Origin of the sequence: Urbifossiella limnaea (assembly GCF_007747215.1) — a bacterium.
In the GTDB taxonomy this organism is placed as follows: Bacteria; Planctomycetota; Planctomycetia; order Gemmatales; family Gemmataceae; genus Urbifossiella; species Urbifossiella limnaea.
On sequence record NZ_CP036273.1, the window covers coordinates 6,159,719 to 6,176,075 of the forward strand.

The window sequence follows — 16,357 nt, forward strand, 5'->3', positions numbered from 1 at the left end:
CCGGAATCCGGACGTTGAGTGTACCCGAACCCCGCCGCCCGCGGGGCGCGGCGGTACAATCCCCGGCATGAAGTACGCCATCGTCATCCCCGACGGCTGCGCCGACGAGCCGCTCGACGCCCTCGGCGGCAAAACGCCCCTGCAAGCGGCCCGCCTCCCGAACATGGACCGCATCGCCCGCACCGGCGTCGTCGGCCGCGCCAACAACGTGCCGCCGACGCTGACGCCCGCGTCGGACGTCGCCACGCTGTCGCTGTTCGGGTACGACCCGCTGGCCGTGTACACCGGCCGCGCCCCGCTCGAAACCGCCGCGATGGGCATCCACCTCGGCCCGAACGACTACGCCATCCGCTGCAACCTCGTCCACACGCCCGACGGCCACATGCGGGACTTCACCGCCGGCCACATCAGCAGCGAGGACGGCGGCCCGCTGATCCGCGAGTTGCAGAAGCAGCTCGGCGGCCGCGAGGTGCTCGGCGGCGTCATCGAGTTCCATCCCGGCGTGCAGTACCGCAATATCCTCGTGTGGCGCGGCAGGACGGACAGCGAACCGTTCAAGCACACCAAGTGTCAGCCCCCGCACGACATCCCCGACCGGCCGGTCGCCGACTACCTGCCGAGCGGGCCGGGCGGCGAGGTATTCCGCGAGCTGATGGAGCTGAGCAAGCCGATCCTGGCGGCGCACCCGGTGAACGCGAAGCGCGTCGCCGCGGGGGAGAAGTCGGCCACGCAGGTGTGGCTGTGGGGCCAGGGGAAGGCGCCGCGGATCACGCCGTTCGAGGAGAGCTACGGCCCGCGCGGGGCGATCATCTCGGCCGTCGATCTGGTCCGCGGCGTCGGCGTGCTCCTCGGCTGGCACCGCATCGACGTGCCCGGGGCGACCGGGTATCTGGACACGGACTACGCCGCGAAGGGCCGCTACGGGGTGGAGGCGCTGGGGGCGTTCGACCTGGTGTGCGTCCACGTCGAGGCGCCGGACGAGGCCAGCCACGAGGGCCGCGCCGACGAGAAGGTGAAGGCGCTGGAGCGGATCGACGCCGACATCGTCGGCCCGCTGCTGGACGCGCTGCCGGGGTTCGGCGACTGGCGCATCCTGGTGTCGCCGGACCACCGCACGACGATCCGCACCCGGGCGCACGCCCACGGGGCGGTGCCGTTCGCGGTGGCGGGAGCGGGCGTCGCCGCGGCGGGGCAGGCGAGTTACGACGAGCCGACGGCCGCCGCGGCGGCGCTGGCGTTCGACCCGGGCTGGCACCTGATGCGGTGGTTTTTGGGCCGCTAGACCAGCACTCTGAGCACACGGGGATTCGCGCGTGAAGACCACGATCGCCATCAACGGCGCCGGCGGGCGGATGGGGCAGCGGCTCGTCGCCCTTGCCAACGAGGACGCATCCCTGAAGGTCGTCGCCGCTCTCGACGCGCCCGGCTCACCTGCCCTCGGCCGCGACGCCGGCGAGGTCGCGGGCGTCGGCCGCATCGGCGTGCCGATCACCAGCGAGCTGCCGCTCGAACCGCGGCCGGCGTGCGTCATCGACTTCTCCGCCCCCGCGGGAACGATGGCGGTGCTGCCGGTGTGCGTGGCGCGCCGCATCCCGCTGGTCGTGTCCACCACCGGCCACACCGACGCGCAGAAGGCCGAGATCGAGGCCGCGGCGCACGAAACGGCCATCCTGTTCGCCCCGAACATGAGCCTGGTCGTGAACCTGCTGTTTAAGCTGGTGCGGCTGACGGCCGAGGCGCTGAACGGGAAGGGGTTCGATGCCGAGATCATCGAGCGACACCACCGGTTCAAGAAGGACTCGCCGAGCGGCACCGCGATGCACTTCGCCGAGGTCATCCGCGAGGTGCAGGGCGGCCGGTTCGTCCACGGCCGCGAGGGGATCGTCGGCGAGCGGCAGGCCGACGAGATCGGGGTACACGCGGTCCGCGCCGGCGACAACGTCGGCGAGCACACGATCGTGTTCAGCACGCTCGGCGAGACGCTGGAGTTGGTGCACAAGGGGCACAGCCGCGACAGCTACGCCCGCGGGGCGCTGCTGGCGGCGGCGTTCCTGGCGACGAAGACGGCCGGCCGGTACTCGATGGCCGACGTGCTCGGGCTGTAGACACCGCACCGCCATTCGGGTACGCTGGTGCGATCGCCCCCGGGAGACTCGCCCGATGCTCGCCCGCGTCGCCCTGCTCGCAGGTCTGTTCGCCCTGGCCGCTTCCGCCGTGCCGGCCGCCGGTCAGGTGAAAAAGGCGCCCACGCCGAAGTACAACGTGCAGAAGGCCCAGGCGGCGTTCTACGCACTGCAGAAAACCGGCTGCCGGTTCGGGATGGAGAAGGACAACAAGGACGTCTGGTTCGGGCACGTCCGGCTGGTGACGTTTCCGGCCAACACCACCGACGCCGACCTGGCCAAGGCGGTGCCGCACCTCGCCAACCTGCCGGCGCTCACCGGCCTCGACATCGGCAGCACCAAGGTCACCGACGCCGGCACCGCGCACCTCACGGCGCTCCCGAAACTGGAGGCGCTATACCTGGACAACCTGGAGGTGACCGGCGAGACGTTCGGCCGGCTCGCCGAGTTGCCCGAGTTGCAGTACCTCGTGCTGCACCAGCACGACGAGTGGCGGCGCTTCGGCCGCTGGGGCGGTCGGGCCGTCGTGAACCAGTCGCCGCGCCTCACTGCCGCCGACCTGAAGATGCTCGGCGCGTGTACCGGCCTCACGCACCTGGAGATCGACCTGCCCGCCGGGAGCCTGGCCCCGCTCGCCCGGCTGACCGACCTGGCGTACCTGTCCGCCCACGTCCCCGCCGCGGCGTCGGACGCCGACCTGGCCCCGTTCGCCGGCGCCACCCGCCTCCAGGAGTTACACCTGTTCGGCGGCTCGGGGCTCACCGGCGCCGCGCTCGCCCACTTCGCCGGCGCCGCCAACCTCGAGGTGATTACCGTCGGGGAAGTGGCCGTCGGCGACGTCGGGGCGAAGCACCTGGGCGGGTTCACCCGGCTCACGAAGTTGGACCTCGGCAACTACCCGTACTACGCCCGCCCGGCCTACACCGCCGCCTACCGCTGGAACTCCCGCGGCCGGTTCGGCGGGGCGCAAGCGCGGGGCGCCGTCGTCGACCGCGGGAAGATCACCGACGCCGGGGTGAAACACCTGACCAACATCGTCGGGCTGAAGGAGCTCAGCCTGAGCGGCCACCCGGTCACCCTCGCCGGCGTCCCCGAGGCGGCGAGCTGGGTCGTGATGACGCACCTCGACCTGGACTACACCCGGGTCACGGACGACGGCGCGGCGGCGCTGGCGAGACTCCCGGTGCTGGGCGAGTTGAAGCTTACCGGCTCCGCCGTGACCGGCGCCGGGTTCGCCGGCGGCGCGCTCCCGAAGTTGCAGTACCTGCACCTGGCGGGCGCGCCGGTCACCGCCGACGGCCTCGGGGCGATCGCCAAGGCCGCCCCGGCGCTGGCCTTTCTCGACGTCAACGACACGCCCGCCGACGACTCCGGCCTCCGGCCGTTCGCACGCACGCCCGCGATCCGCGACATTCACGCCGTGAAGTCGGGCGTCACCGCCGCCGGGAAGGGCGTCGTGGAGCGGGGGACTCCGGGGTCGGTCGTGTGGCTCGAATACCCGGAGGTCAAGGCGGCGGCGGCCGCCGCCGCCGCGGCCGAGAAGGCGATGCGCACGCCGGTCACCCGCCCCCGCACCAGCCCGGCGCCCGCCTCGGGGGCGACGACGAAGGCCGCGCCACCGCCCGCACCGGCGGTGCAGCCACGCAACGTGCGCCCGACGACCCCGGCCCGCCCGACAACCAGTCCCGGCCGCCCCTGACCGCCGGGCGGGTATAATAGGGCGGACCCACATCCGCCCACCAACCCGCCGTTCATGTCTGAACTCGTAACCCGCATCATCCACGCGGTCACCCGGCCGAGCTACTCGCCGGTCAAGGCGAAGGTACTCGCCAAGCGGATGAACGTCTCCGACGACGAGTACCCCGAATTCCGCCAGACGCTGAAGGCGCTCGTCCGCGAGGGACGGCTCGCCGTCGGCGCGAACCAGACCCTCCGCCCCGCCGACCCGCACGGCACCGCCGTCGGGGTCTACCGCCGCGGCAAGTCCGGGGTGGGTTACGTCCGCCCCAACGCGGTGGACGGCACCCAGGCGCCGGACATCTTCATCCGCGAGGACAAGGCCGCCGACGCCGCCAACGGCGACGAGGTGGTGGTGCGCATCACCCGCGTCGCGGGGAAGCTCCGCGACGCGGCCGGCGAGGTGGTGCGCGTCCTCACCCGCGCCACGCGCACGTTCGTCGGCACCTACTTCGAGCGCGACGGCGAAGGCTTCGTCCGCGTGGACGGCACCCTTTTCGCGCACAGCGTGTCGGTCGGCGACCCCGGCGCGAAGGGGGTGAAGCCGCAGGACAAGGTCGTCATCGACCTGCTGCGGTTCCCCACCGTCAACGACCGCGGCGAGGGCGTCATCACGGAAGTGCTCGGCGCCCACGGCGCGCCCGGCGTGGACACGCTGTCGATCATCAAGGCGCTGGGGCTGCCCGAGGAATTCCCGCCCGAGGCGCTCGCCGAGGCGCGGCAGGCCGCGGCCGCGTTCTCCGAATCCGACCTGCACGGCCGCACCGACTTCACCGACGAGCTGGTCGTGACCATCGACCCGGCCGACGCCCGCGACTTCGACGACGCGGTGAGCGTGACCATCGACCCGAAGACGAAGCACTGGGTGCTGACCGTCCACATCGCCGACGTGGCCCACTTTGCGAAGCCGGGCGGCCCGCTGGACACCGAGGCCCGGCGGCGCGCGACCAGCATCTACCTGCCGCAGAAGGTCATCCCGATGTTCCCGGAGGTGATCTCGAACGGGCTGGCGAGCCTCCAGGAAGGCAAGGTACGGTTCGTGAAGACGGTGCGGATGGAGTTCACGCCGGGGGTGCAGAAGGGGCACGTGTCGTTCTTCAACGGCGCGATCCGCGCGCGGCGGCGGTTCACCTACGAGCAGGTGCAGGCGGAGTTCGACGCGATGGCGAGCGGCCCGCGAGAGCGGGCTGTTCCTGATCGCATCGAACACGCTCAGGAACAGCCCGCTCACGCGGGCCGCTCGCCGGGTGATGACATCCTCGCCATGCTGAAGCGGATGCGCGACCTGGCGCTGCTCCTCCGCAAGAAGCGCTTCAAGCGCGGCGCCCTCGAACTCTCCATGCCCGAGGCGGTGCTGGAGTACGACGCCGACGGCCGCATGACCGGCGCCCACTTCGCCGAGCACAACCTCAGCCACCAGGTGATCGAGGAGTTCATGCTGGCCGCGAACGAGGCCGTGGCCGAGCACCTGACGCACCACGACATCCCCTTCCTCCGCCGCGTCCACCCGGCGCCGAAGGACGAGAAGCTGGAGGCGTTCGCGCAGTTCGCCGGCATCCTCGGCTACCCCATCAAGCGGCACAAGGACCGCGGCGAGTTGCAGCGCGTGCTGAACGAGACGGCCGACAAGCCGGAGCGCGCCGCCGTCCACTTCGCGCTGCTGCGCAGCTTCAAGCAGGCGGCGTACTCGCCGGTGCAGGACGAGCACTACGCCCTCGCCAGCACCCACTACTGCCACTTCACGTCGCCCATCCGCCGCTACCCCGATCTGGTCGTGCACCGACTGCTGGACCGGTGGATCAAGACCGGCCGCGCCTCGGCCGACATGAACGAGCTGACGGCGCTCGGCGACCACTGCTCGAAGCTGGAGCGGCGCGCGGAAACCGCGGAGCGCGAGTTGGTGAAGGTGCGCATCCTGACGTTCCTGAGCCGCCGGCTCGGCGAGAAGTTCGACGCGGTCATCACCGGCGTCGCGGAGTACGGCTTCTTCGCGCAGGTGGAAAAGTTCCCCGCGGAAGGGCTCGTCCACATCTCGTCGCTGGTGGACGACTACTACCACTTCGACGGCGCCGGTCACGCGCTGGAGGGCGGCCGGTCGCGGCGGCGGTTCCGCCTCGGCGACCGGGTGCGCGTCGAGGTGGCGCGCGTGGACCTGCCGAAGCGGATGCTCGACTTCCGGCTGGTGCCGCCCGAGGGGAAGGGGCGCCCCGAGCCGCCACGGCCGCGCCGCCGCTGACGCCGGCTCAAGTTCCCTACCCCGCACGACCGATACCACCCGGAAAGTCCGCCGCCGCGGGGGAGGGGTCATGCGCGTGCGCTCGCTGGTCGCCGGGTTGGGGGTCGCGCTCGGCGGGTCGGCCGCGGCCCAGCCGGAACCCGCCCGCTTCCCCTCGCCGCCCGTCCTGCCGTCGCGGCCGGTCACGCTGCCGGTGCCGCAGACGGCGCCGCTCCCCGTCGCGCCGCCCGGCGTCGTCGCCCCGCCGACGCAATTGGACGCGCTGCCGTACCCCGAGAACCGCACGCCGATCGACCCCGACCAGATGCTCGCTCGCCGCACCGTGAACGGGTGGCAGGTCGCCGCCGGGCCGCGCGTGTTCCGCGAGCTCGGCGACGACGAGGCCGCGGCCAACGAGATCGTCCGCGTGCTCCGGGCGCAGCGGCCGACCGAGTGGGTCGTCGTCGGCACCGGCCGGCCGCTCGTCGAGTACGGCCTGCACCAGGGCCGCGCGGCGCTCCTGTCCGCCCCGCCGCGCACCGTCACCGCTATCGATTTGAAGACCGTCCGCGTCGACGCCGTGCGCGGCGTGTGGGTGGTCCGCGACGACGCCGGCATCCACCTGAACTGCGGCCTCCACCGGCCGGACGCCGAACAGGCCGCCGCCGCCATCCGCCGCTACGGATTCAACCGCATCGCAACCATCGGCAGCAACCCGCAGGCGCCGGCGGTGACGTTCCTGTTCGCCACCCTCGACGGCGGGAGTGGCCCGGTGGCGCAGCAGCACCCGCTGGCCGCGGCGCTGCAGGAGCAGAACCTGACGCGTGTCGGCATCCCGGTGCCGGGCGTCGGCTACTTCGGCGAGCTGGTGAAGATCGACCCGCGGCGCGTGGACTCGCGGCGGGACGGGTCGGAGTGGGTGGTGGCGTGCGGGGCGGAGGTGCTGGCGAAGTTCGGCCCGGCCGAGTTCACGGCACGTGACGCGGCCCGGATCATCACCGAGGGGCGCTTCACCGAGTTCTGCCGGGCCGGCGGGCAGACGTTCTTCCTGGTCAACGGCCGGGCGCCGACGCGGGTGCCGTTCTCGACCGTCGGCCGCCGGTTCGACCCGGCCGGACTGCGGGTGTCGCCCTACGGCAGCCGGTGGGCGGTGACGGAGAACGGCCGCCAGCTGTTCGACGCCGCCGACCAGGCCGAGGCCGAGGGGCTGATCCGGCTGGTGAAGCACTTCGGGTTCGACACGCTGTGCCAGGTCGGCGCCCCGCCGCGGGCCGGCATCAGCTTCATGGCGAAGAGCCGGTAGCGACCACGGCCACCGCCTTGCCGCCGGCGCGCGTCAGCACCACGTGCCGGTGTTCGCCGCCGTCGCCGAGCTTCAGCCCCTTGCGGAAGGCGTCCGCGTCGGCGTCGATGGCGCGCTTCAGCACCGTGACCCGGCCGACGCCCACGGCGCGGAAGTGGTCGCGCAGCTTCCGCGCGTCCAGCGGCGCGACGTGCTCCACGCGGTAGGCCGCCGCGAACGGCGACGCCGCATCCGGCCCCGTCAGCAGCGCCACGCCGGGCTCCACCGGCGCCGCGCCGAGCTGCGCCGCGAGCAGCCCCACCAGGTCGGCGCGGATCACCGCCGGGTCGGGGTCGAACAGGTACTCGCCCACCGGTTCCGCGTACGGCATCTCGGCATCTGCTTCGGCCGCGAGCGTGTGCGGCCCCGGCAGAAGCGTCGCTCGCCGGCCGACGGTGCGGAGCGGGCCGAACCACAATACGCACTCCTTCAACTCGCCGCCGGCCGACACGAACTCGGCTTCGGCGTCGAACCGCGCCAGCGCGTCGCGCGGCACCCCGGGGGCGATCTTCGCCGCGAGCGGGAAGCCGGCCGGGAAGCGCGCCAGCACCGCCGACAGCGGCGGCTCGTACTGATCGGGGTCGAGGAAGCGGCGGTCGCCGGCGCGACGGCCGGGGTCGGTGTACGCGGCGTCCGCCGGCGGCAGCGCGAGCGTCAGCAGGTCGCCGAGATGGAAGCGAACCCGGTCGGCGACGCCGAGGGCGACGGCGTTCGCTTCTGCGAACACGAGCCGCACCAGGTCGGCATCCACGGCTTCCACGCGGCAGCCGGCCGCGGCCAGCGCCAGCGCGTCGGCCCCGATCCCGCAGCCGAGGTCGAGCACGGCGGCGAACGGCTTCAAGCGCTCGGCCCGGTGCGCGGCCGGGAGGTCACCCGACGCCTGCTCCAGCGCCTCACGGGTGAACCACATCCGGCCCGCGGCCGCGAACTTCGGTCGCGCCCGCTCCCGGAGCGTCACCACCTCGACGGCGGCCGCCGCGAGCTCCGGCGCGAACCGCTTCCGCAGGGCCGCCAGCGCCCCCAGCGTGCCGCCGGGCAGCGCCGCGGCCGCGGCGGCGAGCACGGGTGTGCCGTCGGGGCCGGTCAGGTGTCGGGCGGTGGGTACGTCCATGAAGCGCGGCGCTCTCGCCGTTGGGGGCGGGGGTTGTACAGTAGGGAGAATACGACCCGAAGCGAATCCTCACCCGAGGCGATCATGGGGAACCCGGCCGGCGACAAGCGGAAGCTGAAGGAGAAGCGGCGAAACCGGCAGGAGCTGCGGCTCGGGCCGGGCGCTTACCTGCCGAAGGACGAGCGGGCGCAGCTCCAGGCCGAGATCAAGAAGGGCGAGGAGGTCGTGAAGGCCTCCCGCGAAGCCCGCGGCAAGGAAAAGGCCGCGGCCAAGGCAGCGGCGCCGGCCCCGGCCAAGTAATCCTGAGCTCCGAAGGGGCGGCAGCCAATAGCCCAGGGTTGACACCCTGGGCTATTGGCTGCCGCCCCTTCGGAGCTCCGAACCACCTGCCGCCCGACGGCGGCGGGCTCGCCGGCTAAATGAAGTTCGGCTCCGCGTCCAGGTCCGGCGGGGCGAACTCGCCGCGCTTCCACTTCTCGACCGCCAGCGCCGCCATCGCCGCGTTGTCCGTGCAGAGCGACAGCGGCGGGATGAATAGCTCCGCCCCCTCCTTCGCGCACATGGCCGTCAGCGCCGCCCGCAGCGGGCCGTTCGCCGACACGCCGCCGCCCACCGCCAGGCGCTTCAGCCCCGTCTGCCGCAGTGCCTGCTTGCACTTGCCCGCGAGCACGTCCACCGCCGCCGCCTGGAAGCTCGCCGCGAGGTCGGCGCGCTTTTGCCCGGGGCCGGGCGGCGTCGCCTTCGCCACGTCCTGCCCGTGGCAGGCGTAGAGCACCGCCGTCTTCAGCCCGCTGAAGCTGAACTCCAGCCGGTCGGTGTCGAGGAACGTGCGCGGGAAGCGGTGCGCCTTCGGGTTGCCCAGCGCCGCCTCGCGCTCGACCGCCGGGCCGCCGGGGAAGCCGAGGCCGAGGACCGCCGCCACCTTGTCGAACGCCTCGCCGGCGGCGTCGTCGCGGGTGCCGCCGAGGAGTTCGAGTGACAGCGCGGTGTCGCAGCGGAACAGCGCCGTGTGCCCGCCGCTGACGACGAGCCCGACGCACGGGAAGATGTCGCGCCCGGCCGCGAGCCGGCAGGCGAACACGTGCCCGGCGACGTGGTTCACCCCGACCAGCGGCACCCCCAGCGCCAGGCTCAGCGCCTTCGCCGCCGTCACCCCGACGAGCAGCGCCCCGACCAGCCCCGGGGTGTGGTGTACCGCGACGCAGCCGAGGTCCGTCACGCCGATGCCGGCGCGGGCGAGTGCCTCGTCGATCACCGGCAGGAGGTTGCGGAGGTGCGCCCGGCTGGCGATCTCGGGGACGACGCCGCCGAACCGGGCGTGCAGGTCGGTCTGCGACGCGACCACGCTCGACCGCACCGCCAGGTCGTCGGTGAAGACCGCCGCCGCGGTCTCGTCGCAACTCGTCTCGATGCCCAGGAAGTACGTCACTTCTTCTCGACCACCTTGACCTGGTCCGGCCCTTCGACCTTGATCTGCGGCTTCTCCTTGAACAGCGTCACCGTGCCGGTCACGCGGACGGTCTTCCCCTTGAAGTGCGCCGCCGGGTCGTCCACCTTCGCGGCCTTGAACTTCTCGACGGCCTTCGCCGGGAGGAACACCGTAAAGTTCTTGTCGCTCTTGAAGTCCGCTTCCGAGTTCAGGTAGACGCCGGCCTTGCCGCCGGTGGACTTCACCTCGAACTCCACAGTGACCTTCTGGTCCACCTTCTTGGGGGCGTCGGCGAGCGTCAGCGGGGCCGCGTCCTGCGCGAGGACGAACCCCATTGAAAGGGCGGCGAGGGCGGTGGATAGCACGAAGCGGCGCATCGACAGGCTCCTGAGTTGGAGAATGACGAATGCCGAATGACGCATGGCCCACGCCTGGTTCCGTCATTCGTCATTCGGCATTCGTCATTTCGCGGACTCGTCCAGAAGGTACCGTTGCACGAATAAGGCGGTCGCGGCCGTCTGGAACTCGCGGTTCTTCTGCTTGGCGAAGCCGTGGCCCTCGTCCTTGGCGTTGAGGTACCACACCGGGGTGCCGCGGGCCTTCAGCGCCTTCACCATCTGCTCGGCCTCGCTCGCCGGCACCCGCGGGTCGTTCTGGCCCTGCACGATGAACAGCGGCTTGCTCACCTTCGCCACGTTCGTCAGCGGGGCGGTGCGCTCCATGAACTCGCGCGTCTTCGGGTCGCGCTCGTCGCCGTACTCGGCCCGCCGCAGGTCGCGGCGGTACGGCTCGGTGTTCTCCAGGAACGTCCGCAGGTTCGACATGCCGACCACGTCCACGGCGCAGCGGATGCGGTCCGGGTAGTACGTGGCGATCGCCAGCGTCATGTGCCCGCCGTAGCTGCCGCCGGTGACCATGACGCGGTCGGCGTCCAGGTCGGGGCGGCCCTTGATCCAGTCCAGCAGCGCGGCGATGTCCTTGTAGCTGTCCTCGCGCTTCACGCCGTTGTCGAGGGTCAGGAACGTCTTGCCGAACCCCTCCGACCCGCGGACGTTCGGGAACAGCACGGCCACGCCGAGCTCGTTGGTGTAGTAGTTGCCGGCGCCGAGGAACCCCGGCCGGGCCTGCCCCTCGGGGCCGCCGTGGATGTTGATGATGACCGGCCGCTTCCCCGTGAACTTCTTCGCCGGCGGGTAGAGGAAGCCGCTGATCTCGCGGTCGTCGAACGACTTCCACTTCACCAGCTGCGGCTCGGCGAACGATGCGGCGTTCAGCCCGCCCGTCTCACTCTCCGTCCACCGCTCTGTCTTTCCAGTGGTGGGGTCGAAGGAGAACACGTCCGTCGGCACCTTTGCCGACGCCACGCTAAACGCTAGCTCGCCGGTCTTCGGGTGAAACTTCAGGCCGCTCACCGAGCCCGTGATCTCGGGCCGGGCGTGCGTCTTGCCCCATTCGGCCTCGATCAGCCGCAACGTGCCGACTCCGGCCTCGTTCACCACAAACGCCACCGTCTTGCCGTCCGGAGACAGCTCGAACTCCTCCACGTCCCAATTTACGTCGGCAGTAAACTGGCTCACCGCGTGGGTCGCCACGTCGATGCGGGTGAGGCGCTTGAACTCACTCCCGCGGTCGGTCGTGGTCCAGATGTATTTACCGTCCGGACTGTACTGACCGCCCGAGTACGCGACCTTCTCCGGCACGATCGGCACGAGTTCCTTCTTCGCCCCTGTCTTCACGTCCACCAGCCACAGGTAGCTCTGGTTGATCGACATGTACTCACTGGCGAGAATCGTCGCGTCACCCGGCGCCCAATCCAATACAGCCCAGCCGACGCCGAGCTCGGCCACCTTCGCGTCACTCTTCGGGTCGGTCGGGTCGACCACGTACAGGTCGGCGTCGGTGCCGTTGCGGCGGGTGCTGGTGTACGCCAGCTTCGTTCCCGAGCGCGACCACACGCCCAAACTGTTCCGCGCCTTGCCGTCGGTCAAGAGCGTCGCGCTACCCGTCTCGGGGTCGAAGCGGAACGACTGGTAGCGCTCGTTGCCGCCCACGTCGCGGCCGAACACGAAACTCTCGCCGCCGGCCGGGCGGAAGCGGGCGCCGCTCACCTTCTCGGGGAAGAATGTCAGCTGCGTGCGGGCCCCGCCCGGCATCTTCACCCGGTGGACCTGCGCCGTCTGCCCGAACCGCGTGCTGACGAGCATCTCGCGGCGGGTCGGGTGCCAGTCCAGCAGCGTGGCGCTGCGCGATTCGGTGTAGCGCTTCACCTGTTCGGCGAGCGCCGCCGGGATGGGCGGGATGCCGTCCACGATGAGGTTGTCGCCGGGGGCAAGCACCTGAGCCGGGGCGGGCAGCGCGAGTACGAGCAACGGCAGCGGCAGGAGGACGCGGCGCATCGGAGCCTCCGGGGCCTGGACGGGGTGATTCTCGCGGCCGCGGGCGCCGCGGGCAAGCGGCAACAGCGGACGGCGTCGCTCCAACGATGATTCTTCCAGTTGAGTCAATGCTTCTGGGAAGGGGGTCTCTCTCTCCGCTGGAAACAATCATCCGGGCTTGAACGACCCGCCCGCTTGGGCAGCGGTTGAGATGGCCCGCGGCGGCCGGCGTCGGGTAGGATGGTCCCCATCCGCTTGCCCGAAGAGTGCTTATGGCCGGAGCGATCATCTTTGTCCCGGCGCTGGCCGCGTCGGCCGTCATGGGGTTCGTCTTCGCCCTGTTCGCGGCCAACCACTATCTGACAGTTCTCCAGAGCACCGCGGCCGGGGCGCGGCACGTCACCTGGGGCGACGAGGGCGTGTTCGACGGATTCTGGAAGCCGTTCTACCTGCTGTGGCTGGCCGGGCTGTGGGCCGGACCCGCGATGTTCGTCGCCCGCGCCGGGGGCGGCGGTTGGCTGACGACCGCCGCACCGCTGCTGGTGGTGTGGCTGTGCTACCCGGTCAGTCAGCTGTCGTCGCTGAGCGCGTCGAGCGTGTGGCTGCCGCTGCACCCCGGCGTGTTCGACCGGCTGGCGCAGAAGCCGCGCGTGGTGCTCGGGTTCCTGGCGCTGAGCCTGCTCCCCCTCGCCGGCGTCGGCTTCGCCGCGAACACCGTGCTCCGCCTCGACGGGCTGCCGTGGCTGCTGTTCGGCTGCGGGCTGCTGGTGCTGAGCCTGTACCTGTACGCCCGGCTGCTCGGCCGGCTGGCGTTCGTGCTGCGGTACACGAAGTCGCGGCTGACGCCGAAGAAGAAGCCGGAGCCGCGCGACGAGCTGCCGCCGGTGCAACCGCCGCCGCCGCCGGAGGAGGAGGCCGAGGGCTTCCGCCAGCCGAGCGAACTGCCGCCGATCGACACGCCCGACGAGGGGCCGCTCAGCGGTTATAACGTGGCCTTCGCCGACGAGCCGAAGCCGGCGAAGCCGCGGGTGCGGGCCGAGGCGGAGCACCCGCGGCAGCGCGACCCGGACGACGACGGCACGTACGTGGTGAACGAGCCGGACGGCGCGGCGCCGCCGGAGGAGCGGCTGCCGGCGTCGGTGGTGAAGCCGCGCGAGGACGAGATGAAGCTGCTGGACCGGTCGGACGCGCCGAAGAAGCCGAAGGTGGCGTGGTCGGCGGAGGTGCTGGCGTTCCTGGGCCAGCCCGAGACGTGGGCGGCGGCCGGCGTGCTGACGTTCTTCGCGGTAGTGTTCGGCGGGCTGGTGCGCGTATGCCGCGACTTCAACCCGACGAAGCTGGGGTGAGTGGAGTTGCCGCTCGCGGCGTCGCACCGCGGTGCGACGCCGCGAGCGACGGTCAGCGGGCGAACGACTTCGCGCTCTCGCGGAACGACTTCAGGGCGTCCGGCAGCACGGTCATGATCTGCGTCCGCGGCGGCGTGCCCGCGGTGATCACCCGCGCGATCCGCGCCGCACCGCCCTCCACCTCCGCCCCGATCGACACCACCAGCGTCGGCGCGCCGTCGAACTCCAGCGTCACCTCGAACCCGTTCGCCTCCGGGTTCACCCGGTGGTCGGGGTGCTCGCCGCCCTCGCGGAAGTCCTTCACCCGCAGCCCCTGCACCGCCCGCACCAGGTCGTCCACCTTCGGCGGGTCGACGCTGAACCCCGGCGGCTGCTTCGCCACCCAGGTGCCGCCCTCCTTGCGGAACTCGCGGACCAGCATCTCGCCGCCGGTCACGTCCTTCCACCCGCGGACCTGCACCCGCTTCAGCTTCGAGGCGTCGAACCGCACCAGCGTCCGGTCGCGCAGGTCGGCCCCGGCCAGCCGGTCGGCCACGATCCCCTTCGGCACCGTGAACACCACCGGCCGCCCCTCCACCCGGGCGAACACCGACTGCTTGTCGTCCGTCTCGTTGCCCAGGTAGTACACCCGCTCGTTCCCCGGGGCCGGGGCGTCCAGCCCCACCACCACCTTCAGCCGCGGCGCCTCGGCGGCCAGGCCGTAGCCCAGGTAGATGTCCTTCTCCTTCCCCTTGTCCGCGTCGCCGAGCTCGCGGACGAACCGGCCCGCCTGCTGCGTCGCCAGCAGGTTCAGCAGGTCGCCCACGCTACCGGCGTCGGCCGTCTGCCCCTTCATCGCGTCCGGCTTCAGGTACTTCCACGCCGGCTCCGCGACGCCCGTCGTCTTCTCCTTCTCGACCTCGTTCTTGACGGTCGGCCCGTCGCTGATCGTCAGCTTCGTCGCCTGGAACTGCGAGAAGCCGGGGAGTGCCGGGTCGAGGTAGTCGAACCGCGTCTTCGTCACGGCCGCGAGCACGTCCGACTCCGTGGGGGCGGCGCCGACCTTGATCTTGTCCGGGACGACGAAGTCGGTCTTGCTGCCGTCCGGCCGGATCCGGCGGACCCACACGCCGGCGGCGTCCTTCTTGCCGAACACGAGCACCGTCGGCACGACGCCGGCCTTGAGCTTCGGCGCCGCCTTCGGGTCGGCGTTGGCTTCGAGCGCGTCGGCGTACAGCTTCACCTCGGCGGCGGGGGCGGCGAACGCGGCGTCGGTCGTCGCCGGGAACTCCTTCACGAGCCGGGCCTGCGACACCAGGTCGAGCAGCGCCTTGGCGACCGTCTGGTTGGCGGCCTGCGGGTCGTTCGGGCCGCCGGCCAGCTTCCAGTCGGCGCCGCCCTTGCGGAGCTGCACCGTCTGCCCGCTGGTGGTCACGTCCACGGCGTCGATGCGGGTCTTCGTGTCGTCGCGGAGCAGGTCGCGGTCGCGGAGCGGGGTCGGGTTGTCGATGACCGCGGCGAGCCCGTCGAGGCCGACGGCGGCGGCGCGGACGACGCCCGGCGTGCCTTCGAGCTGCACGTACAGCTTGCCGCCCGCCGGGGCGAAGGCGTCCTTCTTCTCGTCCTTCTTGACGTCGGCCTTCTTGCCGATGAACACCACTTCCGTCTTGCCGTCGCGGAGCTTGAGCTCGACGCGGACGCGCTCCGGGTTGCCGGGGTTCAGGCCGTACTGCGCGAGGTCGGCGGGGGCGTCGAGGAAGTCGTCGGCCGCGCCGGCGGCGAGGCCGGTGAGGCCGGCGAGGATGGGGCGGACGCCGGTGAGCGAGCCGGGGGCGGCGGCGGTGTCGGGGGAGCCGGCGGCGTCGCCCCAGCCGGCGGGGGCGGCGAACTCCCAGGTGCCGGCCTTGTTGCGGGTCAGCGCCAATTCCTTGCCGCCGCGGGTGAGCTTGAGGGCGGTCACGTCGTCGCCGCTGGCGCGGCTGTCGGCGGCGAACACGGCCTTCGTGCGGTAGTCGGCGGTCCACCGGGCCAGGTCGGCGGCGTGGCCGACGCCCTTGCCGGCGTCCTTCAGCAGGGCGTCGACGGACGCCTTGGCCACGGCCATCGGCCGCGGGCGGTCGGCGGTGGACACGAACGCGACGGCCTTGCTGCCGCCGACGGTCACGTCGCCGACGCTGACCGTCTCGCTCTTGCCGTCGCCGGTGCGGAGCGTGACCTTGAGGGGCTTGTCGAGCCCGTGGATGGCCGGGTTGTCGCGCAGCTCGCCGTACTGGACGGCCCGCAGGCCGAGGACCGCGGTCACGACGCCCTCGACGGCGGCCTTGTCGGCGCGGGCCTTGACCGGCGGCGCCTCGACCGTCCAGTCGTCCTTGCCGGCCCGGCGCAACACGACCTTGCTCCCGTCGGGCTTCTCGACCTCGACCTCGGCCACGGCGTCGGCCTTCTCGCCGGCCAGGGCCTTCAGGATGAGGTCGCCGGACTTGGTGGGGTCTTCCGGCTCGGTGAACGACTGCCAGAGGAGGAGCAGGCCGACGACCGCGACGATCCCGAACAGGATGGCGGGGAAGCGGAAGTTCATCGGGGCATGGCTCCGGTGGTCGGCCCGCGGGGCGTCCGGCTGGTTCGGGTCGGTCGGCATGGCGGCAACGGGGGTCTGGTTACGCCGCCCGCGGGGTCGCAGGGCACGGCCCTGGAACGCCG

12 protein-coding genes are annotated in these 16,357 nt (G+C 72.0%); 7 read left to right on the plus strand and 5 right to left on the minus strand.

The features are described from left to right. Positions 1-67: 67 nt before the first annotated feature. The 5 genes from ETAA1_RS25085 to ETAA1_RS25105 all read left to right on the plus strand — a co-directional run bounded on the left by ETAA1_RS25085 (position 68) and on the right by ETAA1_RS25105 (position 7,378). A complete protein-coding gene (locus ETAA1_RS25085; RefSeq protein WP_202920391.1) occupies positions 68-1,282 on the plus strand; it encodes a cofactor-independent phosphoglycerate mutase in 1,215 nt (404 codons plus the stop codon). Positions 1,283-1,313: 31 nt separating this feature from the next. Continuing rightward, positions 1,314-2,105, plus strand: coding sequence for a 4-hydroxy-tetrahydrodipicolinate reductase (gene dapB / locus ETAA1_RS25090; protein WP_145243231.1), 792 nt, complete (start codon positions 1,314-1,316; stop codon positions 2,103-2,105). A 55-nt stretch (positions 2,106-2,160) separates the two neighbouring features. After that, positions 2,161-3,822, plus strand: a complete 1,662-nt coding sequence (locus tag ETAA1_RS25095) for a leucine-rich repeat domain-containing protein (RefSeq protein WP_145243232.1) — start codon at positions 2,161-2,163, stop codon at positions 3,820-3,822. A gap of 54 nt (positions 3,823-3,876) precedes the next feature. Then, complete coding sequence (gene rnr / locus ETAA1_RS25100; RefSeq protein WP_145243233.1) at positions 3,877-6,096, plus strand: ribonuclease R; 2,220 nt, start codon at positions 3,877-3,879, stop codon at positions 6,094-6,096. Between the two features lie 70 nt (positions 6,097-6,166). After that, positions 6,167-7,378, plus strand: a complete 1,212-nt coding sequence (locus ETAA1_RS25105) for a hypothetical protein (protein WP_145243234.1) — start codon at positions 6,167-6,169, stop codon at positions 7,376-7,378. Here ETAA1_RS25105 and ETAA1_RS25110 read toward each other — a convergent pair. Then, positions 7,359-8,528 (minus strand): class I SAM-dependent methyltransferase, encoded by a 1,170-nt coding sequence (locus ETAA1_RS25110; RefSeq protein WP_145243235.1) that lies wholly within the window; start codon positions 8,526-8,528, stop codon positions 7,359-7,361. The two genes, ETAA1_RS25105 and ETAA1_RS25110, sit on opposite strands and share 20 nt — an antisense overlap. 84 nt (positions 8,529-8,612) lie before the next feature. On the opposite strand from ETAA1_RS25110, the gene ETAA1_RS25115 reads away from it, so the two are divergent. Continuing rightward, positions 8,613-8,828: a hypothetical protein gene (locus tag ETAA1_RS25115; protein WP_145243236.1), complete on the plus strand. Its 216-nt coding sequence runs from the start codon at positions 8,613-8,615 to the stop codon at positions 8,826-8,828. Between the two features lie 115 nt (positions 8,829-8,943). Here ETAA1_RS25115 and tsaD read toward each other — a convergent pair whose 3' ends face one another. The 3 genes from tsaD to ETAA1_RS25130 form a co-directional block, all read right to left on the minus strand. Then, positions 8,944-9,957 (minus strand): tRNA (adenosine(37)-N6)-threonylcarbamoyltransferase complex transferase subunit TsaD, encoded by a 1,014-nt coding sequence (tsaD, locus tag ETAA1_RS25120; protein WP_145243237.1) that lies wholly within the window; start codon positions 9,955-9,957, stop codon positions 8,944-8,946. Next, positions 9,954-10,334, minus strand: a complete 381-nt coding sequence (locus ETAA1_RS25125; RefSeq protein WP_145243238.1) for a hypothetical protein — start codon at positions 10,332-10,334, stop codon at positions 9,954-9,956. The genes tsaD and ETAA1_RS25125 overlap by 4 nt, the downstream gene beginning before the upstream one ends. An 84-nt stretch (positions 10,335-10,418) precedes the next feature. Continuing rightward, positions 10,419-12,353, minus strand: a complete 1,935-nt coding sequence (locus ETAA1_RS25130; protein WP_145243239.1) for a S9 family peptidase — start codon at positions 12,351-12,353, stop codon at positions 10,419-10,421. 251 nt (positions 12,354-12,604) lie between these two features. Here ETAA1_RS25130 and ETAA1_RS25135 point away from each other — a divergent pair, with 251 nt between their 5' ends. Beyond that, positions 12,605-13,678 carry a hypothetical protein gene (locus tag ETAA1_RS25135; RefSeq protein ID WP_145243240.1) on the plus strand — a complete coding sequence of 358 codons (1,074 nt, stop codon included), beginning with the start codon at positions 12,605-12,607 and terminating at the stop codon, positions 13,676-13,678. A gap of 52 nt (positions 13,679-13,730) precedes the next feature. Here the strand turns inward: ETAA1_RS25135 and ETAA1_RS25140 are convergent, their stop codons facing one another. Then, positions 13,731-16,295 (minus strand): DUF4340 domain-containing protein, encoded by a 2,565-nt coding sequence (locus ETAA1_RS25140; protein ID WP_145243241.1) that lies wholly within the window; start codon positions 16,293-16,295, stop codon positions 13,731-13,733. Positions 16,296-16,357 lie beyond the last annotated feature (62 nt).